Here is a 21,891-nt window from a genome sequence, read left to right on the forward strand (position 1 = left end):
CGCGCGGTAACCGCGCGGGAACAGCCGTGACGAATGACACGGCGGGGACGGCCGGGTGAGTACTGTCAAAGAAGCCCCGATTCAGGGCGGGCGGCCCAATGCCGGTATTGTTGACGGCGTGAAGAACGGGACCCAGCTCATCAAGATTGCCGCCGCGTGGCTGCTCATCTTCATGCTGGCCGTGGCCGCCTCAATTGTCACCATCAGCATGGTCAACAGCAAGGATTTTGGCCCGGAAAGCACAGTTGCCAATTACTTGGGCGCCTTGAAGGAAGGCAACGGAGCCAAGGCTCTGGGCCTGCTGCGGGCCAAGGTGCCAGGCGGCAACGCCGCAGCCCTTAACGGGGCGGCCCTGGCGTTGTCTCAGAAACCACTTAAAAACGTGACCATCGCCGAGGCAGTCGCCGCGCCCGGCAACAAGAAACTTGTCACAGTCAGTTACACGGTCGCCGATGCGCCGCTGAGCACTGATTTCCTGCTCACCCGCGGCCCCAGGCAGTGGCTGTTCTTTGACAGCTGGGAAATGACTCCCACCACGTTGCCAACCATCAACGCATCGGTGGTCAACGCGAACACCGCAAGGATCAACGGCGCCGACGCCAACATGCCCAACAGCAGAAACTCCTTTGTCGTGTTTTACCCGGGCAGCTACGAACTTGAATACCGTTCCCCGCTCTTCGCCGCTCCCCCGGTGACGCGCACTGTGACTGGCCCGGACATGCCGGTTCCCGCCGTCGGACTTGCAACCGGACCCACCAGCGACCTCCTGGCGCAGGTTGACGGCACCATCCGCAAGTACCTTGACGCGTGCGCCAAGCAGGCGGTGCTGATGCCCACCGGCTGCCCCATGAGCAATGTCACCGACAACCGTGTGACGTCAGCGGTGGCCTGGAAAGTCCTGGAGTACCCGGCCATCACCATTTCACCCTTCGGCGGCCAGTGGATCCTTGCCCCGCTCAGCGTGAAGACCCAGGTCCAATATCAGGAACAGGACCTTTTCACGGGGCTCGAGTCCGAGGTCAAGAACGTTGCGGAATTCGGCTTCTCGGCCAAGCTGTCCATCACGGGAAACACTGTTTCGGTGACCCCGGTGCTCAGCTACTGAGCGAACCCCTCCGCGCCTGAACGTACAGTAGGTGGCAATGTTTTCGAAAAACATTGCCACCTACTGTACGTTCGACGGCGGGCGGGCGGTCCGGCGTCGTCCGACGGAGCGTTCGCGGGAGGCTAGACCCCGCGCAGGTCCAGCGCCAGTTCGTCGGCGCCGTCGGCGCTCATGAGCACCGGGATGCCCCAGTCCTGCTGGTACAGGTGGCAGGCTGCGTGGTCCGGGATCTCGCCATTGGCGTCTTCGGGACCGTCGCACGCCGCGGCGCGGGCCGTGAAGTGCAGCACGCCCTCGGGCACATCACCCGCCAGCACCAGGGTCCGGGACAGGCCCACCGAGGTGCCGCCACCGCTGATCAGCAGTTCAGGCGGCGTGGAGGACACCTTCAGCTGCGTGGGATCGCCCCACCTGTCATCGAGCTTCTGCCCCGTGGGAGCCGCGAAGTTGATTCTCAGCGCCAGTTCCCCGGGCGCAATGGGCGTCTTGGGGCGCTGCGTCTGGGCTGCACCTTCGTCCACCTGGAGTGCGTTCTTGGGCAGGGGAAGGCGGATGAGCTGGTGCTTGTTGGCCTCGACCACAATCAGCAGCGGAACCTCACCCGACTCATCGAGCAGCACATCGCTGGGCTCGGCCAGGCCGCGCGCCAGCGTGCTGACGGTTTTGCTGGCGGGGTCGTAGCGGCGTACGGCGCCGTTGTAGGTGTCGGCCACGGCCACGGAGCCGTCGGGCAGCACGGCAACGCCCAGCGGGTGCTGCAGGCGGGCCTGGGCGGCATCGCCGTCGCGGAAGCCGAAGTCGAAGAGGCCCTCGCCGATGGCGGTTTCGACGTTCACGGCGCCGTCGTCGGCGAATTTCAGCACGCGCAGGGCCGAGGTCTCGGAGTCGGCAACCCAGATATTGCCCTGTGCGTCCTCCGTGACGCCGGAGGGCTGGGCGAACCACGCCTGTCCGCCCGGTCCGTCAAGCAGACCCTCAAGCCCGTTGCCGGCAACGACCGTGACGGCGCCGCTGGCAGGGTCGAAGTCGAAGATCTGGTGCGTTCCGGCCATCGCGATGACAATGGTTTTCAGCGTCGAGGAGTACGCAACGTCCCACGGTGAGGAGAGCGAAATCTGTAGCGGCGTGGTGCCGAGCCTTGTCTCGGAGGCGGATCCGCCGTCGTCATTCACGCGGGCGGGGCCTGCCTCAAGAAGACGCTGCACGCCGTTTCCGACCAGGGTGCGCACCTCCCCCGTGGACAGGTCCAGGCCGCGCAGGCGGTGGTTCACCGAGTCGGCCACGACGACGTCGTACCCGACCTCTGCCGCCAGCCCGGCCGGAAGCAGCGCCAGGCCCTGCGGCTCATTGAACTGCGCGTCGGCGGCTGAGCCGTCGAGGAAGCCCTTGGTGCCGGAACCTATGGTGCGGACCACCGTGGTCAGGTCCGGGCCCATCTCGACCAGGCGGTGGTGGCCGGTGTCGGAAACAAGGAAGTTGCCGTCGGTCAGCGGCAGGACCTTGCCGGGGAAGCGCAGGTCGCGGGAGACGGGCTCGGGGGCAACGTACGGCCCGTCGCCGCGGTGCAGGGTGCCCTTGGCCTCGTGCTCGGCAATGAGTTCCGGAATGAAGGATGCCAGGCCGGCGGCGTGTCCCTCACCGGAAAGGTGCGAGACGATGTAGCCCTCGGGATCGATGACGACCAGGGTGGGCCAGGCGCGGGCGGAATACGCCTGCCACGTGATGAGCTCGGGATCGTCCAGGACTGGGTGGTGGATGTCGTAGCGCTCCACGGCAGCGGCCAGGGCGACGGGATCGGCCTCGTGCTCAAACTTGGGCGAATGCACGCCAACAGTGACCAGGACGTCCTTGTACTGCTCCTCGAGGGGGCGCAGCTCGTCAAGGACGTGGAGGCAGTTGATGCAGCAGAACGTCCAGAAATCCAAGAGCACGATCTTGCCGCGCAGTTTTTCCAGGTCCAGCTCGGCGCCGCCGGTGTTTAGCCAGCCGCGGCCAGCTAGTTCCGATGCCCTGACGCGGACGGGGCTGGTCTTCGTTGAGGATTCCACTAGTTCGGTTCTCCTTGTGTACCGGCCGGGGTTCCCGGCTCACTGGTCTTGGTGCTGGTGCTGGTGATGTGGGGCAGGTTTGGCATGGCGGGGCCGCTGTTCGACGGCGTCCGTGCGGCGTCGCGCGCTGCGAGCTGGGCAAACATGTCATTGTAAGCGCCGAGTTCGGCGTCCTTATTCCTGTCGGCCGCCCTGTCCTTGCGCTTGGTTTCCCGCGCGTCAGACTTTGACCACATGTAGGCCACGCCCAGGGCGATCATCAGGGTGGGGAACTCCCCCACTCCCCAGGCAATGCCACCGGCCGTTTGCTGGTCGACGAGGGCCCCATCGCCCCACGGGCGGCCCATGTTGCCGAAGTACTCGCCCGAGAGCAGTGAGGTGGCCATCATGAGGGACACGCCGAAGAACGCGTGGAAGGCCATGGTGGCCAGCAGGAGCAGCAACCGCAGCGGGTAGGGTGCGCGGGTGGGGAGCGGGTCCGAACCGATCATGCTTTGCACGAAAATATAGCCGGTAAGGGTGAAGTGGATGATCATCAGTTCATGGCCCACGTGGTAACGCATGGCCAGGTTGAATGCCGGTGAGTAGTAGAACAGGATCAGGGAGCCGGAGAAGTTCGCCGCAGCAAACAACGGGTGCGTGATGACCTTGGAGTACTTGGAATGGACCAGGACAAGAATCCATTCGCGGATGCCGCGGGAGCCGTCCCTGCGTGGCGTCAGCGCCTGCAGGGCCAGGGAGATCGGTGAACCCAGCGCAAGGAAGAGCGGGGCAACAACCATCAGCGCCATGTGTTCAACCATGTGGGCACTGAAAAGCACTGCCCCGTAGACGGCGGGGCCACCGGAGGTGATGTAGACCAGGACCAGAAGTCCCACGAACCAGGAGATGCTGCGTAGAACCGACCACTTGTCACCGCGCTTGCGCAGCTTCACAATGCCCGCGATGTACGCGGCGCCTGCCAGGACAGCGAAGGCCGCCCACAGCCAGTCCATGCGCCACTCGCTGAACCACCGGGAAAATTCAAGTTCCGGCGGCAGCGGGTACCCGGTGAGGATCTGGGCCGGGGTCAGTGCCTCCGTCGACAGCTCACGCGACCGGGGCGGGGCCGATCGGCTCAGCCCGACGGCAATGCCGCTGACAATGCCCATGATCACCAGCTCAACAAAGATCAGCTGCCACAACAGGCGCCGCGTGTTTGCGGTGCCGTTGCTTTGACTTCCGCCGGACAGGCGCGGAATGATCCACTCGCGGTGCATCCAACCAATCACGCCAAGGACCATGGTGGCGGCGAACTTGGCAAGAATCAGCTGCCCATAGGTGGAGTAGAAGAGGTCGTGCCAGTTGTTGATGCGGATGGCAGCATTGATGACCCCGGAACCGACCACCGCGACAAAGGCAAAGAGGGCCAGTGCCGAGAACCGCTTGATGGTCTGGGCCGTGAGCTTGCCAAGAACACCAGAAACCACCACCAGTGCGATGATTCCACCGACCCACAGCGACGCGCCCGTGATGTGAAGGAACAGCGAATTCACGGCACCCTCGTGATCGGCGCTTGAGGCCGAGTGGCCAATCAACGCCTGCGGGATGAAGGACAGCAGGGCAAGCACCAGCGGCACAGCCAGGGCGCTGATGTTGCGCAGGCCAATGACGAGTGTGGTGACGACGGCGGCAACGATGGTCACGATGAGCCAGGCCTGGCCCACAGGCAGCTCGGTCATGAAGAACACCAGCATGTTGGTGTAATCGGAGGTGCCCGATAGCGGGAGCCCGGAAATGCTCGAGTAGGTCAGGACCAACACGGCAATGGCCGAGACAGTCCATATCCCGCCGGCCACCATTGCCAGTGCCATGGCCCGGGCAAAGGCGGGGTGTTCGGGGATGTGGTCGCGTTTGGCGGCGTCGACCTTGTGCACACCGGAGCGCGGCCTGTGCGCCTTGAGGTCCTTGGGCAGGATCACCACGGCAAACACCAGGGACCCGATCAGGGCAGACAGCGCAAGGTTGTGGATGGTGGTTGCCAACGGCAGCCCCCACCGCGTGAAGGCGCCCGGATCGGCCAGCTCGGCCACGGCCGTTGCACCTGTCCACAGGAGGGAAAGCACGACGGCGGCCACCGCGGCAACCAGCCCCAACCACCACCACCGGCTGCGAATGCCGTCGGCAAAGGCACCTCCGTGGGAGGTGGGAGCAGGATGGACAGTGGTGGCGGGGGAGGGATCTAGGGGTGACACCCCTTTATTCTCCTGCACCCGGTGAACATCGGGCGAATCAGCGATCTCTCAGGAAAGTGCCGGGACGCCAAAAAAGCGTCGGGGAGGCTGCGCAGTCCCCGGTGGCGGTGCCATCCGCCGGAGCCTTAGACAAGTGTGGGCGGCCGGCTTTCGCCGACCGCCCACACCTGGGTTCTGTGAAGAAATTACTTCTTGACAGCAGCCTTCAGCTTGGAACCAGCGGAGAGCTTCACGCTGTGGCCTGCTGCGATCTGGATGGTCTCGCCGGTCTGCGGGTTGCGGCCGGTGCGAGCTGCACGGTCGGTGCGCTCAACGGAGAGCCAGCCCGGGATGGTGATTTTTTCGCCGGCTGCAACGGAGCTCTCGAATACCGAGAAGAGTGCATCCAGAACGCCATTTACTGCGGTCTGGCTGGTCTCGGCCTTTGCGGCAACTTCAGCAACCAGTTCGCTACGATTCTTAGCCATGTTTGTCCTCCTGGACGTAAAGTGAATCCAATTCCACGCGGTTGCGTGTCAACCACTGCTAGCGAACTTACCAGCAAATCCGCGCCATTCCGGTAAATTTCGGCGTTTTTCAGCGTTTTCAAAGACAAATTTCCCGGATTGCAGGGAGATTTCGCTCTCAGCCGAGACCTTTAGGGTCCTTTTTCGGCGCTTGCCGGCCCCGTCACAGCACGGCCTGCCAAGAAGCGACCACGAAATGATGATGGATGCCCGGTCCGGAGATTCCCATGTTTTTGAAAAAAGGGCAGCAAAAAGGGCGGCGACCGTTACGGTCACCACCCTTTTAGAGCTGAAAATCAGTGATTACCAGCTGGACTTCTTGATACCGGGCAGTTCGCCAGCGTGCGCCATCTTGCGGAAGCGTACACGGGAGATGCCGAACTTCTGGAGCGTTCCACGGGGACGGCCGTCAATGGCGTCGCGGTTACGAACACGTACCGGCGATGCGTTGCGGGGGAGCTTCTGCAGACCCAAACGGGCTGCTTCCTTCTCTTCCGGAGTGGAGGTCGGGCTAACGAGGGCCTTCTTCAGGGCGAGACGCTTTTCGGCGTAACGCTCTACGATGACCTTGCGCTGCTCGTTCTTCGCGATCATGGACTTCTTAGCCATAGTCTTAGCGCTCCTCTCGGAATTCGACGTGCTGACGGATCTTGGGATCGTACTTCTTCAGAACCAAGCGGTCCGGAGTGTTACGACGGTTCTTGCGGGTTACGTACGTGAAACCGGTACCCGCGGTGCTCTTGAGCTTGATGATCGGACGTACGTCCTTGTCTTTCGCCATTAGAGCTTCACCCCACGTGCCAGAATCTGAGTAACGACGGAGTCAATACCGCGTACATCGATGACCTTGATACCCCGTGCAGAAACCTGCAGGGTTACATTACGGCGCAGGGACGGAACCCAGTAGCGCTTCTTCTGAATGTTCGGATCGAACCGACGCTTGTTGCGGCGGTGCGAGTGCGAAATGCTATGTCCGAAGCCCGGCTCGGCTCCAGTCACCTGGCAATGTGCTGCCATGATCACTCCTAAAAAATGAATGGAAACGGTTCACTGCTGTAAACCGTGCAACGAGGCAGCGTCCGCCCTTGGACAGCATTGTTCCCAACCGCCATTTACATGATGATGAGGAAAAGGCCATCGAAGCGAATACCCGAATGCACGCAACTTGAGCCCCTAACTACCGGCCAACGGGAGCATAATCACCGCAAACCGGAGCAATTGCACACGCTCCGCGCTACCTAGCGCCTACCCAGTCTAGTTGCTGGGGGCCGTTTTACCCTAATTGGCATACCACACCGGCCCGATGAACGCGGAAGCCGGCGCTGACGTGATGTCCCCGTCGGCCCTGCACAGGCCAGGCTCCGGCGTCACACCTTAGTCTTGGGGAAATGTGGGCGGGCGCAGGGAGGGCCAGCGGGCGCTGAGGTTATCTCCGGAGGACACCCCGCGCAGGCGCCGGCTCACCCAGGGACCAACGTATTCCTTGGTCCAGGCGGCATTGTCCCTGAGGGTTTCCGCCGTCGTCCTGACGGTGATGGGCGGCAGTGCGGGCATGGGGATGTGCACTGTTTCACCCAGCTGCTCAAGCACCCTGTTGGCCATGTTGACGTGGCCCGGGGTGGACATGTGCATGCGGTCGATGCCCCACAGGCGCCAGTCGTCGTACTCGCGAAAGCGCCAGTAGTCGACAAGTTCGGCGCCATGGTTTTCGGCCACTTCGCGGACAAGTTCGTTGTAGACGGCCGTGCGGCCCCGGATGCTCGCGAACACCTTGGAGCTGCTGGCGTCGTACCCGGTGAAGATGAGGATCCGGGCACCTGTCGCCGCCAATTTGGCGATGCCATCTGAATAGTTGGCGATCATGGCATCAATGTCCACCTTGGGGCGCAGGATGTCATTGATGCCTGAGTAAATGGTGACAAGTGTTGGATTCATGGCCACGGCTGCATCGATTTGCTCCGTGAGGATCTGGTTCATTTTCTTGCCGCGGATGGCAAGGTTTGCGTACCCCAAGGACTCCTCCGGGTGGGCCAGGGCAAGCTGCTGGGCCGTCCTGTCCGCCCACCCGCGGACCTGGTTGGGAAGGGCAGGGTCGGTGTCGCCCAGGCCTTCGGTGAATGAGTCGCCCAATGCCACGTACCGTGCCGAGAATTCCACGCTGCTCCTTGCCGCGGGTCCGGCCCGGGGCCGGTTCCACGTGCGGTCTCTTTTTCGCCCAATCGTTAACTAGGCTAATCCTATGACTTCGTTTCTCTCATTCCCCGCGTGAGTTCCCCGGCCACCATTTGGGGCAGCCAGTACCGTGGCGCCACGATGGGATTCTTCGGCCTGGCCTTCATGGTCGCCTATTCAACGGCGGCCATCACCACCGCAATGCCGGCGGCCGCCAGGGAATTAGGCGGACTGCCGCTGTACGGACTGGCCTTCGGCATCACCATGGCAACCTCCGTTGTCTCGATGACGCTCGCGGCCCTGTGGATTGACAGCTCGGGGCCGGCGAAACCGCTGCTGACAGGTGTCGGCATTTACGTTGCCGGCATGTTCCTTGCCGCGTTCGCACCCACCATGGAATTTTTGGTTGCCGCACGGGCGCTGACAGGGCTGGGTTCCGGGCTCGACGGCGTGGCCCTGTATGTGGGCATCGCGCGGGTGTTCCCGGCCCACCTGCGCCCCAAAATGTTCGGCGCGCTTGCCGCCGCCTGGCTGCTGCCATCCGTTATCGGGCCGGCCCTGAGCGGTGTTGTCACGGACCACTTTGGGTGGCGCTGGGTGTTTGGCACGGTTCCGGTCCTGGCCCTTGTCGCCGTGGCCATGGTGGTGCGAGGGAGCCGTGGAACGCGGATGAACGAGTCCGTTCCGCTGGCCGGGGACCGTCCGAGGAAGCTGTGGCGCAAGCCCCAGTGGGCCGTCGTGGCCTCGGCGGCGGTGCTGTTGCTCGGCCATGCCAGCGCACGCACCCAACCGTGGTGGCCCGCCCAACTGGGCGCCGCCGTCGTGCTTCTTGCCGTGGCGGTGAACATCCTCCTGCCCAAGGGCACGTTGCGGGCGGCGCGCGGGCTGCCGTCACTGATCCTGATGCGCGGGCTCATGGGCACAGCATTCACGGTTGCCGACGTCTACCTTCCGCTGTTCATGATCGACCAGCGGAACCTGACCGCGTGGCTGGCGGGCTTGTCGCTGACAGTGGGCGGGGTGGCCTGGGCCGTGGGTGCCGGCCTCGGCGCCCGCGGAAAACTCGCGCCCGGGACGTGCATTCGGTGGGGCGCGTCGTTCATGCTGCTCGGCATGCTGATTTCCGTGCTCGTGCTGCTGCCCGGCTGGCCCGTGTGGATTGCCTGGGTGGGCTGGGCCGCGGCGGGATTCGGCATTGGTGTTGCGTACCCGACCCAGTCGGTGCTGGTGCTGGCCGAGTCGGCCCCGAGCGAGCAGGGCACGAACGCGTCGGCGCTGCAGCTGAGCGAGACCCTGCTGACGGCAACTGTCCTTGGCGTCGTGGGGGCCATTTTTGCGGCCCTGCTCGGAATCGGCGAGTCCGGCTACATCATGGCGTTCGCGGTGGCCTGCGCCCTGGGCCTGGCGACAGTGCTCGTCTCACGGCGGGCGGCTGCAGCGTAGGGACAGCCGGGACGTCGAAACGGTCATCCGCTGCTGATATATCAACCGCGGATGACCATTTCGGTGTCATGGGCTCCTCGGCGGGTCGTTTACGCGACCGGTTCGAGCTCCTCGCCCGCTGCAATGAGTGCGGCGTACGCTCCCCCTGCACCCTGCAGGTCCGACGGCGTGCCGACTTCAACGAGTTCCCCGCCTGCGAGCACGGCGAGCTGGTCCGCGTCCTCCACGGTGCTCAGCCTGTGGGCAATTGTCAGCGTGGTGCGGCCAAGGGCCAGATGGTCAAGGGCGAGCTGAACTGCGGCCTCCGTGGTGTTATCCAGGGCCGAGGTTGCTTCATCGAGCACCAGTACCCGGGGGTTGCGCAGGATGGTCCTTGCAATGGCCAGCCGTTGCTGCTCGCCGCCCGAGAAGCGGTGCCCGCGGGCTCCCACCAGGGTGTCAAGCCCTTCGGAAAGACCTGCCACAAGGTCGTCAATTTGGGCCGATGCGAGGGCCTTCCAGAGGGTTGCATCGTCGGCATCCGGGGCAGCCAGCTGCAGGTTTTCGCGGATAGAAGCGTGCACAAGGTAGCTTTCCTGGGACACGACGCCCACAATCCGGGCCAGCACGTCAGGGGCGATGTCCCTGACGTTCACGCCGTCAATCGTGACGCGCCCGGCCGTGACATCGTGCAGACGGGGCAGCAGCGCACCCAGCGTTGACTTGCCCGAACCTGTGGGGCCAACCACGGCTGTGGTTGTGCCCGCGGGAAGCGCAAGGTCGATTCCACGCAGGACGTCAGGGCCGTCGTCGTACGCGAAATGGACGTTGTCAAAGCGAACCTCACCGCGCACCGTGGCAGGATCCAACTCAACCGGCGCGGCAGGGGCCGTGATATCCGGAACCATGTCCAGGTATTCGAAGATGCGGCTGAACAAGGCCATGGCGCTGACCCACTGAACGCCGAGGTTGAGCAGGCCCATGATGGGGCGGAAAATGGTGGATTGCAGTGCGGTGAACGCCACGATGGTACCGATGCTTAACGTGGTACCGGGCAGTCCGCCGACGAAGTAAATCAGCGCGGGGATGGCGGAAAAGATGATGCCCATGGTGGCCATCCGCCAGCGGCCGGCCAGCTGTGAACGTAGTTCCAAACCGATCAGCCGCTGGGAACTTTCGGTGTAGCGGGCGGCGTCACGGCCGGTGGTGCCGAGCGTTTTGGCCAGGCGCACCCCGGAGATGCTCAGGCCTTCTTCGACATAGGTGTTCATGGTGGCCAGTTCGGCCTGCATGGCCCCGGTAATGTCGCGCCGCAGCAGGGCCACGCGGCGGGAGAACCAGACCGACGGCGGGATCACTATCAGGGACAGCAAGGAGAGCTGCGGGGAGAGCACGATCATGGCCGCGGCGGTGGCCACGGCGGTCGTCACGTTCGAGGCAATGCCCGTGGCGGTTGAGGTGATGACGGACTGCATGCCTGAGATGTCGTTGTTCAGGCGCGATTGCACCTCGCCGCTGCGGGTCCTGGTGAAGAACGCGAGCGACTGCTTTTGCAGGTGCGTAAACAGCCGGGTGCGCAGCGTGTGCATGATTTTTTGACCCATGTCCGTTGTCATCCACGTCTGAATAACGCCGATAAACGCTGTCAGGGCTGCCACGGCGATCATGGCGCCAGCCAGCAGGGCCAGCAGTGGCAGGTCCTTGGTGGGTAGTGCGGTGTCGATGATGCCGCGGACCAGGAAGGGTTGCGCCAGTCCAACAAGGCTGGAGACACTGATGAGAAGTACGACGACGGCAATTCTCGCCTTGTGCGGCGCGAACAGGGCTGCGATGCGCTTCAAGCCAACGGGGTGAAGCCTGATCTGCTTCCTGTCGGCGGGATTAATGCGGCCAGGTCCGCGGGAGTTGAGGTCTCCGCGAGCGTTGAAATTTGTGGGGCCGGGGTCTTCACGGCCGGTTTTTTGAGAACGGGTTTTTTGTGTGCGGATGCTCTCCGTCATGGGCGCCACCTCCAGATGGTGTGCGGGGCGCGTTGCTCGCACCAACTAATGCAGAGGTTACCTCACTATGTGGTTGGGTGTCAAACTTAGTATGCTTACGTGCATGGCACCCACCGACGAAACGCCCGACCTTGGCGACCTGTTTCACGCAGCATTCCGCGGATTGCGCCGCACCTGGGCCGAGCAACTTGCCCCCTGGGAACTGACCCCGCACCAGTGGCGTGCGCTCATGACCTTAATGCGGCGCCGGCCTCATGCGGCGGTCCCCGGCGATGCCGGCTCCGGTTCCGACTCCGGTTCCGGTGATGTCAGGCTCAAGGACCTGGCGGAACGGCTGCGCATCGCACCGCGCTCGGCCACAGAGGTGGTCGACCAACTCGAGGCCAAGGGACTGGTGCGCAGGGACCCGGACCCCACAGACAGGCGGGCCACCCTGATCGTTGCCACTGATGCGGGGAAGGAACTTTTCGCGGACGTGCAGGCGCAGCGGCGCGACAAGGCCAACGAGTACTTTTCCCGTCTCAATGAAAACGACCGCGCCGAACTGGCGAGAATCCTGGGCCAGCTCCACGACTGAGCGCACCCATGCCAGCACCGAAACCACTTTTCGCGCCCGTCCCCCGTTTATGCGCCCGGTCCACGGGGCGCATAAACGGGGGACGGGCGCGGATGTCAAAAAAGCCTCAGGCGGCGCAGCGCGAAACACAGCAGCTACGGCAGCGCCTGGCCCCGGCGCCAATAGCCCATGAACGCAACGGAGTTCCTGTCCATGCCGACCTCGCGCACCAGGTAGCGGCGCAGGTCCCGGATGGTCGCGGCCTCCCCGGCCAGCCAGGCATAGAGTCCATGGCCGGGGGACGCGCCCGGGGTCTCCCACAGGATGCCGCCGTCGATGTCCACGTCCTCGGGCTCCTGGCCCCGCTCGCACGCCGCGGGTGCAATGATCGAACGGACCTGCCTGGACAGCTGTTCACCGTGGGGCTTGTCCCCGCGGGCCAGCCAGCAAATTTTCACGTCTGAGTCCGTTGCAAGGTCAAGGAAGTCCGACGCCGATGGCACCTCAAGGACCACCTCACCGCCGATGTGGGCCGGCAGTGACTCCACGATGGCAGCAATGGCTGGAACGGCTGTCTCGTCACCCACGAGCAGGAGGCGCCGAGCGTCGCCGGGGGCAAACTCAATGCCAACGCACTCGCCCCAGCGCGCGCAGGGGCCGATGATTCTCATGGTGTCCCCCGGCTTCGCCCCTGCGGCCCACTCGGCCGCAGGGCCCGACCCGCCCTCGAGGTGCAGCACAAAATCAATGTCCAGTTCGGCGCGGACACCAGGCTTGAAACCGCCGGCCGGAGCCCCCGGCCGCAGGGCGCGGACCGTGTAGGTGCGCATCACCCCGCGCACCGACTCATCCAGGGCGCGCCAGTTTTGGTACCAGTCCTCCTTCAGGGAACCGCGGACATGGTTGAGTTCGGGCAGCTCACGGCCCGGGGCGGGAATCATGACCTTGACCCGAAGGTCCAGGGTTTCCCCGTCGGCGTTGGAGCCGAAGAGTTCAAGGTCGGAACCTGTAAACGTGATCCGGCAAAAGTGCGGGGTCAGCTGGTGCACGGAACTGACACGCAGCTCAAAGGCCCGGAGCGGCCGGACCTCATCCTCCTCCGCGACAGTGCTTTCCTGGACCATTGAACTCATACCCGCACTTCCTCCGCTTCGGCAACAACGTCAAAATCTGATATCTTCCGTGCGGCCGCATCGGCCAGGAGCGCCGCACGCCGGCCAATGGGCACCACCATGGGCGTGCCCACCACGGGGTCGGCAACCACCACCGATTCCAGCCCGAACACCTCCTGCACCAGCCCGGCCGTCAGCACCTCGCCCGGCGCGCCCTGGGCCACGATGGCTCCGGATTTCATGGCGATCAGGTGATCCGCGTATCTGGCGGCGAGGTTCAAATCGTGCAGCACAATGGCCACGGTGATGCCGCGGCGGGCGTTCAGCTCGGAAACAACATCCAAAACCTCCACCTAGTGCGCCAGGTCAAGGTAGGTTGTCGGTTCATCCAGCAGCAGGACATCGGTTTCCTGCGCCAGGGCCATCGCAATCCACACGCGCTGGCGCTGCCCGCCGGACAACTCGTCAATGCTGCGCCCGGCAAGGTCCGCCGTGCCCGTGACGTTCAGCGCGGCGGCCACGGCGCCGTCGTCGGCCGTTGTCCACTGCCTGAACCAGCCCTGGTGCGGGCTCCTCCCCCGCCCCACGAGGTCCGCGACGGTGATGCCGTCGGGCGCCGTCGGGGTTTGCGCCAGGATGCCCAGTTCGCGGGCAAGTTCGCGGGTGGGGACCTTATGGATGTCCCGTCCCTTCAGATGCACGACGCCGGCACTTGGCTTGAGCAGCCTGGCCAGACCCCGCAGCAGGGTCGACTTTCCGCAGGCGTTGGCGCCGACGATGATTGTCACCTTCCCGGCGGGCAGCTCCACGCCCAGGTTCTCCACGATGGGACGCTCGCCGTAGCCGAGCGAGAGATCGCGGGCTGACAACGTTGCGGGGGATTGTGAATCGCAGGTGCGCGGTGACGGCTTGGTCATCTCAGCTTCCTTGGTCGGCACGGTTGGCGGAGATCAGCAGCCACAGCAGGAACGGTGCACCAAGAGCCCCGGTGACGACGCCGACGGGCAGGGACGTCCCGGGAATCGCGTTCACCGCGGCAAGGTTGGCGGCCAGGACAATCGCGGCGCCCACCAGGGCGGCAAGCGGCAGCGAGGCGACTCCCCGGTTCAGGCGCTTGGCGATGGGACCGGACAGGAACGCCACGAAGGCGATCGGACCGGCGGCGGCTGTGGGGAAGGCGGCGAGCAGGACGCCCACAAGGGTCAGGAGCAGGCGGGCGCGCGGCACGTTGAAGCCGAGCCCGGCGGCTGTGTCGTCACCCAGGGACAGCCCGCGCAGTTTGCGCGACCCTGCCGCGGTGAAGGGGACGAGCACCAGAATCGCCACAGCCAGGACGGAAACGCGCTCCCAGTTGGCCGAGTTCAACGAACCCGTCAACCACACCATGACGTCCTGGGCGTTGTTGATCTCTGCCCGCGAGAGCAGGAACGTGACGGCTGCCTGCATGAACGCCGCAGCACCGATGCCGATCAGGATCAGCCCCGTGCCGCCACGGCCGCGCGCCAGTGCCGTGACGAGCAGGGCAACCAGCAACGCGCCAACGATCGCGGCGGCCGATACACCCGCCCCGCTGGCCCCGAACAGCACCATGGCGGCTACGGCGGCGGCGCTGGCCCCGTAGCTGATGCCAATGATGTCGGGGCTGGCGAGCGGATTGCGCAGCATCGACTGGAACATCGCTCCGGCCATGCCAAAGCTGGCACCTGCCAGCAAGCCCAGCAGGGCCTGCGGCAGCTTGTTCTCCATGACGATGAAGCTCGCACCCGGGATGGTCCTTCCGCCGAGCATGGCGAAAAAGTCGGGAATGGTGACGGTGTAGCTGCCCAGCAGGATGTTGCTGGCCAGCAGCCCAAACACCAGCACGCCCAACGTCAGGAACGTGAACGCACGACGGCGGCGGGGCGCCGTGCGCTGCCCGCGCACCCAGGCGCCGGTCACGGCTTTTTGCACAGTGCTCACAGCTCGGCCCGCTTTCCCCGGCGCACCACGGCTATGAACACCGGGGCACCCATCATGGCGGCGAGGATGCCGGCGGGCACCTCGCCCGGCAGCAGGATCACGCGGCCCATGACGTCTGCCAGTAGCAGCACGGCAGGCGCCGCGAGAAGCGAGAGGGGCAGCAGCCAGCGGTAGTCGGGCCCGACCAGGGCGCGCAGCAGGTGCGGAACCACCAGGCCGATGAAGGCAATGGGACCTGCCAGCGCCACGGCCGAGCCGCACAGCAGCACGATCCCGACGGCGGAGACGGCTCGGCCCAGCCCTGGACGCTGGCCAAGCCCGCGGGCCATGTCCTCGCCCAGGGCAAGCGTGTTTAGAAGCCTGCCGGTGCACAACAGTATCGCGGTGCCGACACCGACGAACGGCAGCACCGAAAGGATCGAATCCCACGATTTTCCTACAAGCGCGCCCACCTGCCAGCTGCGGAACAACTCCAGCGAGTCGCGGCTTGAGACGAGCATGGCGCTCATGAGCGAGCCCATGCCGGAGGCAATCGCGGCGCCTGCCAGGGCAAGTTTGACGGGCGTGGCGCCGCTGCGGCCCAGGCTGGCAACCGCATAAACCACGACGGCGGAAACGGCGCTGCCGGCGAACGCGAACCACAGGTAACTGGACACACTCGCGGCACCAAGGAAGAAAATTCCGGCCACCACGGCAAGGGATGCCCCGGCATTTACGCCAAGGATGCCCGGATCGGCAAGCGGGTTCCGGGCCACGCCCTGCATCGACGTGCCGGCAAGGCCCAGGGACATGCCGACCACGAGACCGGCGACTGTGCGCACCACGCGCGATGCGACCACGGCATGGTCGCCATTGGCCGGGTCAAAGTGGAACACGGCATCAAGGACTGTTGACGGGGCGATGCTGCGTGCGCCAACGGCCAATGAGGCAAGGACAATCAGCGCAAGGGCCGCCGCCAGCCACAGGATGCGCCGGCGCCTGCTGTACCCGCGCGGCACCCCGTACCCGTGCGGCCCCGGAGGGGAAGGGCACGTGGCTGTTGCCGGCGTCGCACCTTCCCTTGTGGCAAGTGCTCCGATTGTCATGGGGCTGTCCCTAGGCCTTGTCTGCGGCAGCTGCCAGCTGCGGCAGGAAGGCGTCAAGAGCCCAGGGCAGGCTCAGCGGGGAGGAGGCGGAGATGGCAAGGGTCAGCATTTCGTTGGTGTCGGCCACGAAGGCGCCGCCCTTCACGGCCGGGATCTGGCCCAGCAGAGGATCCTTGGCTATCTGGTCCTTGGTCTTGGTGTCGGGAACCCAGCTGAGGAACACCTGGGAATCGAGTTCATTGGCCTTCTCCGCCGACCACGGGAGGAAAAATCCTGTTGCTTTCTTTTCAGCCTCCACCACGACCGGGGCAAGGACCATGCCGATGCTGGTGAGGAACTGGGGGCGGTTGTCGCCCGAGAGGTAGACGTTGACGCCGTCGCTCTTCTCGGGCTCCAGGTTGCCGTAGATGAAGGTCTTGCCGGCGATCTGCGGGTACTTTGCGGCCTGGTCCCTGACGGTCTTTTCGGTGGCGGCAATCAGCGTTTTTGCTGCCTCTGGGCGGCCAAGGGCGGCGCCGATCATAGTGGTGGAATCCTGCCACGAGGTGCCGTACGCCGCCTTCGGGTACGCGATCACGGGGGCGATCTTGCTGAGCTTGTCGTAATCTTCCTGCGTCACGCCCGAATAGGCGGCAAGGATGATGTCCGGGTTGGTTTTGGCGATTTCGGTGAAGTTGATCCCGTCGGCCTCCGAATACTGCGCCGGGGCCTTGCCGGTTCCGATGGCGGCACCCGCCTTTTTCAGGGCGGCGTCCTTCCAGTCGGTGGAGAAACTGGCGTTGCCGCCCCACTCGTTTTTGGGCATGCCTACAGGGATCACGCCCAGGGCGATGGAGATGTCGTCATTGACCCACGAGACGGTGGCAATGCGCTGTGGTGCCGTCTTGAGGACGGTCTCACCGTAGATGTGTTTGATGGTGACGGGGAATGAACCGGTTGCCGCGTCCGCGTTTTGCTTCTGTGGATCGGACCCGCCGACAGCACCCGTTGAGCAGCCGGTCAGGCCAACGCCCAGGGCTGCAAGTGATGTGATCAGGCCCAGCTTCAGGCCCTGGCGACGAGAGAATTCCATAGCAATTCCTAACGGTGATCCCACGATTTAGCGCTCACTTATTATGTAAGCCTTACCTACCTTACGGGATCAATTGTGCAATAGGGAACATTTTACTGACCTATTGTCCGCCTGTTTCATGTGACCATCGGCACGTGGACGTGCCCCGGGCGCGCCACAAGTGCAACCCGCTACGGGGCGGGTGTGCGGAGCGTCCAGTGCGATTCGTCGATGCCGCGCATGAGCTTGCGGCCAATGCGGGCCAGGTCGTCAACATCCCTTGCGTCCAGTGGGTCAAAGACCAGGGACCGGACGGACGCAACATGGACCGGGGCAAGGTCACGGACCAGCGCAAGGCCGGCATCGGTGATGGTCACCGAGGTGACGCGGGCGTCGTCGGCATGGACCGACCGGTCCACATATCCGCGCCCGGACAACTTCCGCACCACATGCGAAAGCCTTGAGAGGGACGCACTTGTCCGGGCGGCCAGCTCGCTCATGGGCAGGGTCGCCGACTCGGCCTCCGAGAGCATGGCCAGGACGTTGTACTCAAAGAGGGAGAGCTTGGCGGCCTGCTGCAGCGGGGCCTCCAGTGCCCCCGGCAGCAGCGTGGTGGTGGACAGCAGCGCCAGCCATGCGGCGCGTTCCTCGACGGTCAACCATTGCGAATCCAACTCACTCATGGAGCCATCTTTTCATGGCCGTGCCGTTCGAGGCCGCCAAGGACATCGTCACCGCTTACGGTGCCGCACTTGCCGCCCTGGTGTCCGACGGCGGAATGCGTCCCCGCGTGATTGGCCCCTCATGCGTCCACTGGGCGGGTGGGGGCCGTTCCGTTTCCGAAGGGTGAGCCGCCGAGCGTTTCCCGGCCGTGCGCCGTCGTCCATCCCGAGGTGTCGGGGCCCAGCGGCACAATTTGAGTGGGGTTCAGGTCTGTGTGGACGATGTAGTAATGCGCCTTGATCTGCTCAAAGTCCACCGTATCTCCGAAGCCGGGCGTCTGGAACAGGTCGCGGGCGTAGGCCCACAGGACGGGCATTTCGATGAGCTTGTTGCGGTTGCACTTGAAGTGCCCGTGGTAAACGGCGTCGAAGCGGACGAGCGTGGTGAACAGGCGGACGTCGGCCTCGGTGATGGAATCACCCATGAGGTAGCGCTGCCCGGCAAGTCGTTCCTCGAGCCAGTCGAGCGCGGCGAAAAGGCGCACATAGGCGGCGTCGTAGGCGTCCTGGCTGCCGGCAAAACCGCACCTGTACACACCGTTGTTGACCTCTGTGAAGATCCGCTTGTTGACCACGGCCATCTCTTCGCGCAGGGCCTGCGGGTACAGATCAGGCGCCCCTTCGCGGTGAAACTGGCTCCACTCGGTGGAGAAGTCAAGGGTGATTTGCGGGAAGTTGTTTGTCACAACGGCCCCGCTTGGCACATCCACGATGGCCGGCACGGTGATGCCGCGGGGGTAGTTGGGCGTGCGCTTGAAGTGCGCCTCCTGCAGGCGCGCAATGCCCAGCACGGGGTCCACCCCGCCCGGATCCAGGTCAAAGGACCAGGACCTCACATCGTGGGTGGGTCCGCAAACACCAATGGAAATGGCCTCCTCAAGGCCCAGCAGCCTGCGCACAATGGTTGACCTGTGCGCCCACGGGCATGCCCTGGCCACCACGAGCCGGTACCTGCCGGCCTGAACCGGATAGCCGTCAGCGCCGTCGCGGGTGATCCGGGTTTCGATGTAATGGGTGTCCCTGGTGAATTCATCGCCTGTCACATACGCGCCCCTGGTGCTGAATTCCGCTTCCGCTGCCTGACCTTGTGTGTCCATGGCACCAGCCTATTCCCGGCGCATCCAATCCGCCTACGGCCTCCGCTCCGAACGCTCCTGCGAAGCCGTACAGGGGGAAGGCCCCCGGTATTATCGCGGCGTGGGATCAACGCGTGCAGACGTCCGCTTTACTCTCGAATTTTTCCCTGCCTATGATCGAAGGCAGCAGGTTAGTGTCACCAACAGTGAGGACCCGCACATGGCGGCCCAGGAAACCAGTGCCGCAGCACAGAGCATCGCCACCGCAGCCCGGCAACCCGCCGGCACCGCGATGGTGGAATTTCGGGGTGTCAGCAAGGTCTACCAGGGCCAGGCGGCGGCCGTCGAAAACCTCAATCTCAACGTTGAAACCGGCAAAATCACCGTCTTCGTTGGCCCGTCGGGCTGCGGGAAAACCACGTCGCTGCGCATGATCAACCGCATGGTGGAGCCCACCTCGGGCACCATCACTGTTGGCGGGCGCGACGTCGGCACCATCCCGGCCCATGAGCTTCGGCGTTCCATGGGCTACGTGATGCAGCACGCCGGGCTGCTCCCGCACCGCACTGTCATCGACAACGTCTCCACCGTGCTGCGCCTGAACAAGGTGCCGCGCGCGCAGGCCCGCACGCGCTCCCTTGAACTGCTGGAGACCGTGGGGCTGTCCGCCGCCATGGCCTCCCGCTACCCCAACCAGCTCTCCGGCGGGCAGCAGCAGCGCGTCGGCGTTGCCCGGGCGCTGGCCGCGGACCCGCCCGTTTTGCTCATGGATGAGCCTTTTTCCGCCGTTGATCCCGTGGTGCGCGCCGAGCTCCAGCAGGAGTTGCTGCGGCTGCAGCGCGAGCTGGCGAAAACCATTATTTTTGTTACCCACGACATCGATGAGGCCACCCTGCTTGGCGACCGCGTTGCCGTGTTTGCGACAGGCGGCCGCATCGCCCAGTACGCCCCTCCCGAGGAGATCCTGCGTGCCCCGCTTGACAGCTTTGTCGCCAATTTTGTGGGCAGGGACCGCGGCTTCAGGCACCTGGCGTTCAGCACCGCCGATTCGGTGCCGATCCACCCGTCGAACGGGGTCGTGTGGGATGCCGATGCCCTGAGGAACAACGCCGTTGCTGCCGCCGGCTGGGTACTGGCGGTCAACGCCGACAACTACCCGCTCGGCTGGCTGGCTCCCGGCACGCATCCCGGATCCCGCGCCGCCGGCCCACACACACCCGAACTGATCCCCGGCGGTTCGCTCTTCCAGACAGGGGATTCACTGCGCAATGCGCTCGACGCCGCCCTCTCCTCCCCCTCGGGCCTTGGCGTTGCAGTCGATGCCGACGGCCGGGTCAGGGGCCTGGTCAGGGCGCCGGAGGTGCTGGCCGCCATTGACGCCGCACGGGAAGGCAGGCCCTGATGCAGTGGTTCCTTGATAACCGTTCCGAGGTCCTTACCCTCGCCGGTTACCACCTGGTGCAGGCGGTGGTCCCCCTGGTCCTGAGCGTCATCATCGCCATCCCCCTGGCGCAGCTGGCAAGGCTGAACAAGGTGGCGGGCGGCATCATCCTCTCCGCCGGCTCGCTTCTGTACACGGTCCCCTCACTAGCCTTGTTCGTTGTCCTGCCTGTCATTCTTGGCACCAGGATCTTGGACTTCACCAACATCATCGTGGCCCTGACCATTTACGCCGTGGCGCTGCTTGTCCGCTCGACCCTGGATGCCCTGAACTCGGTTGATGACAACCTGCGCCAGGCTGCCACCGCCATGGGCTACAAGCCGCTGCCGCGCTTCCTGAGCGTCGACCTTCCGCTGTCGATCCCCGTCCTCTTTGCCGGCCTGCGCGTGATCTCGGTCAGCAACATCTCGCTCGTGACAGTGGGATCACTCCTTGGCATTCCCAGCCTTGGCTTCCTGTTCACCGACGGCCTGCAGCGCAACTTCCCCACTGAAATCGTCGTCGGCATCCTTGGCACGCTTGTGCTGGCTCTGCTGATGGACGTGGTGCTGGTGCTGGTGCAAAGGCTGCTGACACCGTGGCTGCGCACCGGCAAGAGTGCACCGCGTACGACGGCGGTGCCCGCGTGAGTTTCCCCGTCACCGCACCGGCCAGCTCATATCCCGCCACGACCTACACCTCGGCCGACCCGTTCACCCAGGGCTGGCAGTGGCTCATTGACCCTGTGAACTGGCAGAGTTCGGCAGGCATTCCCACCCGCGTGGTGGAGCACCTTGGATACACCGGCCTGACCCTGCTGATCTCCCTTGCCATTGCCATACCGATCGGCCTGTACGTTGGGCACACCGGCCGGGGACGCGTCGTCGTGGTTTCCATGGCAGGGATGCTGCGTGCGCTGCCCACACTGGGCATCATGACCCTGTTTGCCCTGATCGCCACGTCCACGCTCTCGCTCATGCCTGCCATTTGGTCGCTTGTGCTGCTTGCCGTTCCGCCCATCCTGACGGGCACGTATGCCGGAATTTCGGCGGTTGACCGCGACGTGGTGGACTCGGCGCGCGCCATGGGCATGACCGAACCGCAAATCCTGTTCGGCGTGGAAGTCCCCAACGGGCTTGCCGTCATGCTGGGCGGTTTCCGCTCGGCGGTGCTGCAGGTGGTCTCGACTGTGGCGGTTGTCGCGTTCATCAGCCTTGGCGGTCTGGGCCGGTACATCATTGACGGCCTCGCCGTGCAGGATTACGGTCAGGTATTGGGAGGTGCGGTGGTGATTGCCGTGGTGGCAATCGCACTGGACGGCATTTTGGCGCTTCTGCAGCGTGCACTGGTTTCGCCGGGGCTGCGTAAAGTTTCACCCGGGTCGGGGCTCGATTCCCCGGCCGTGGCACCATAAGTGTGAAGC

At 64.6% G+C, this 21,891-nt stretch carries 20 protein-coding genes and 1 pseudogene; 6 read left to right on the forward strand and 15 right to left on the reverse strand.

Annotated elements, in window-relative coordinates:
- Positions 1-55: 55 nt before the first annotated feature.
- On the forward strand, positions 56-1,105 hold the full coding sequence (locus tag AAGW05_RS08350) for a hypothetical protein (protein WP_411804045.1): 1,050 nt from the start codon (positions 56-58) through the stop codon (positions 1,103-1,105).
- A gap of 122 nt (positions 1,106-1,227) precedes the next feature.
- On the opposite strand, the gene AAGW05_RS08355 is transcribed toward AAGW05_RS08350, so the two are convergent.
- The 7 genes from AAGW05_RS08355 to AAGW05_RS08385 form a co-directional block, all read right to left on the reverse strand.
- Positions 1,228-3,153: an NHL domain-containing thioredoxin family protein gene (locus tag AAGW05_RS08355; RefSeq protein WP_411804046.1), complete on the reverse strand. Its 1,926-nt coding sequence runs from the start codon at positions 3,151-3,153 to the stop codon at positions 1,228-1,230.
- Entirely contained in the window at positions 3,153-5,387 is a 2,235-nt protein-coding gene (locus AAGW05_RS08360; protein ID WP_411804047.1) for a cytochrome c oxidase assembly protein, read from the reverse strand. The genes AAGW05_RS08355 and AAGW05_RS08360 overlap by 1 nt, the downstream gene beginning before the upstream one ends.
- A 185-nt stretch (positions 5,388-5,572) precedes the next feature.
- Positions 5,573-5,854, reverse strand: a complete 282-nt coding sequence (locus AAGW05_RS08365; protein ID WP_411804048.1) for an HU family DNA-binding protein — start codon at positions 5,852-5,854, stop codon at positions 5,573-5,575.
- Positions 5,855-6,196: 342 nt separating this feature from the next.
- Positions 6,197-6,502, reverse strand: coding sequence for a 30S ribosomal protein S14 (gene rpsN / locus AAGW05_RS08370; RefSeq protein ID WP_411804049.1), 306 nt, complete (start codon positions 6,500-6,502; stop codon positions 6,197-6,199).
- Positions 6,503-6,506: 4 nt separating this feature from the next.
- Positions 6,507-6,674, reverse strand: a complete 168-nt coding sequence (gene rpmG / locus AAGW05_RS08375) for a 50S ribosomal protein L33 (protein WP_044574616.1) — start codon at positions 6,672-6,674, stop codon at positions 6,507-6,509.
- The gene (gene rpmB, locus AAGW05_RS08380) at positions 6,674-6,910 is read right to left on the reverse strand and encodes a 50S ribosomal protein L28 (RefSeq protein WP_411804050.1); all 237 of its coding nucleotides are present in this window, start codon (positions 6,908-6,910) and stop codon (positions 6,674-6,676) included. The genes rpmG and rpmB overlap by 1 nt, the downstream gene beginning before the upstream one ends.
- A gap of 357 nt (positions 6,911-7,267) precedes the next feature.
- Positions 7,268-8,050 (reverse strand): SGNH/GDSL hydrolase family protein, encoded by a 783-nt coding sequence (locus tag AAGW05_RS08385; RefSeq protein WP_411804051.1) that lies wholly within the window; start codon positions 8,048-8,050, stop codon positions 7,268-7,270.
- Positions 8,051-8,158: 108 nt separating this feature from the next.
- Between AAGW05_RS08385 and AAGW05_RS08390 the strand changes: the two genes are divergently transcribed.
- Complete coding sequence (locus AAGW05_RS08390; protein WP_411804052.1) at positions 8,159-9,508, forward strand: MFS transporter; 1,350 nt, start codon at positions 8,159-8,161, stop codon at positions 9,506-9,508.
- Between the two features lie 89 nt (positions 9,509-9,597).
- On the opposite strand, the gene AAGW05_RS08395 is transcribed toward AAGW05_RS08390, so the two are convergent.
- Positions 9,598-11,487, reverse strand: coding sequence for an ABC transporter ATP-binding protein (locus AAGW05_RS08395; protein WP_411804053.1), 1,890 nt, complete (start codon positions 11,485-11,487; stop codon positions 9,598-9,600).
- 103 nt (positions 11,488-11,590) lie between these two features.
- Here AAGW05_RS08395 and AAGW05_RS08400 point away from each other — a divergent pair, with 103 nt between their 5' ends.
- Positions 11,591-12,064, forward strand: coding sequence for a MarR family winged helix-turn-helix transcriptional regulator (locus AAGW05_RS08400; protein ID WP_411804054.1), 474 nt, complete (start codon positions 11,591-11,593; stop codon positions 12,062-12,064).
- Positions 12,065-12,198: 134 nt separating this feature from the next.
- Here the strand turns inward: AAGW05_RS08400 and AAGW05_RS08405 are convergent, their stop codons facing one another.
- The 7 genes and pseudogenes from AAGW05_RS08405 to AAGW05_RS08435 form a co-directional block, all read right to left on the reverse strand.
- The gene (locus tag AAGW05_RS08405; RefSeq protein ID WP_411804055.1) at positions 12,199-13,176 is read right to left on the reverse strand and encodes a siderophore-interacting protein; all 978 of its coding nucleotides are present in this window, start codon (positions 13,174-13,176) and stop codon (positions 12,199-12,201) included.
- Positions 13,173-14,072: pseudogene (locus AAGW05_RS08410) on the reverse strand (ABC transporter ATP-binding protein). Before AAGW05_RS08410 ends, AAGW05_RS08405 begins: the two are co-directional and overlap by 4 nt.
- 1 nt (position 14,073) lies before the next feature.
- Positions 14,074-15,114: a FecCD family ABC transporter permease gene (locus tag AAGW05_RS08415; RefSeq protein WP_411804056.1), complete on the reverse strand. Its 1,041-nt coding sequence runs from the start codon at positions 15,112-15,114 to the stop codon at positions 14,074-14,076.
- On the reverse strand, positions 15,111-16,199 hold the full coding sequence (locus tag AAGW05_RS08420; RefSeq protein WP_411804057.1) for a FecCD family ABC transporter permease: 1,089 nt from the start codon (positions 16,197-16,199) through the stop codon (positions 15,111-15,113). The genes AAGW05_RS08415 and AAGW05_RS08420 overlap by 4 nt, the downstream gene beginning before the upstream one ends.
- Before the next feature lie 10 nt (positions 16,200-16,209).
- Positions 16,210-17,271, reverse strand: coding sequence for an ABC transporter substrate-binding protein (locus AAGW05_RS08425; RefSeq protein ID WP_411804058.1), 1,062 nt, complete (start codon positions 17,269-17,271; stop codon positions 16,210-16,212).
- Between the two features lie 170 nt (positions 17,272-17,441).
- Positions 17,442-17,933 carry a MarR family winged helix-turn-helix transcriptional regulator gene (locus AAGW05_RS08430; RefSeq protein WP_411804059.1) on the reverse strand — a complete coding sequence of 164 codons (492 nt, stop codon included), beginning with the start codon at positions 17,931-17,933 and terminating at the stop codon, positions 17,442-17,444.
- A gap of 119 nt (positions 17,934-18,052) precedes the next feature.
- Entirely contained in the window at positions 18,053-19,069 is a 1,017-nt protein-coding gene (locus AAGW05_RS08435) for a glutathione S-transferase family protein (protein ID WP_411804060.1), read from the reverse strand.
- A 271-nt stretch (positions 19,070-19,340) separates the two neighbouring features.
- Between AAGW05_RS08435 and AAGW05_RS08440 the strand changes: the two genes are divergently transcribed.
- The 3 genes from AAGW05_RS08440 (at position 19,341) to AAGW05_RS08450 (ending at position 21,882) form a co-directional block, all read left to right on the forward strand.
- Positions 19,341-20,450 (forward strand): ABC transporter ATP-binding protein, encoded by a 1,110-nt coding sequence (locus AAGW05_RS08440; RefSeq protein WP_411804128.1) that lies wholly within the window; start codon positions 19,341-19,343, stop codon positions 20,448-20,450.
- Entirely contained in the window at positions 20,450-21,118 is a 669-nt protein-coding gene (locus AAGW05_RS08445; RefSeq protein WP_411804061.1) for an ABC transporter permease, read from the forward strand. The genes AAGW05_RS08440 and AAGW05_RS08445 overlap by 1 nt, the downstream gene beginning before the upstream one ends.
- A gap of 86 nt (positions 21,119-21,204) precedes the next feature.
- Positions 21,205-21,882 (forward strand): ABC transporter permease, encoded by a 678-nt coding sequence (locus AAGW05_RS08450; RefSeq protein ID WP_411804129.1) that lies wholly within the window; start codon positions 21,205-21,207, stop codon positions 21,880-21,882.
- Positions 21,883-21,891: the final 9 nt, after the last annotated feature.

This window comes from Arthrobacter sp. LAPM80, assembly GCF_046736435.1.
Taxonomy (GTDB): Bacteria; Actinomycetota; Actinomycetes; order Actinomycetales; family Micrococcaceae; genus Specibacter.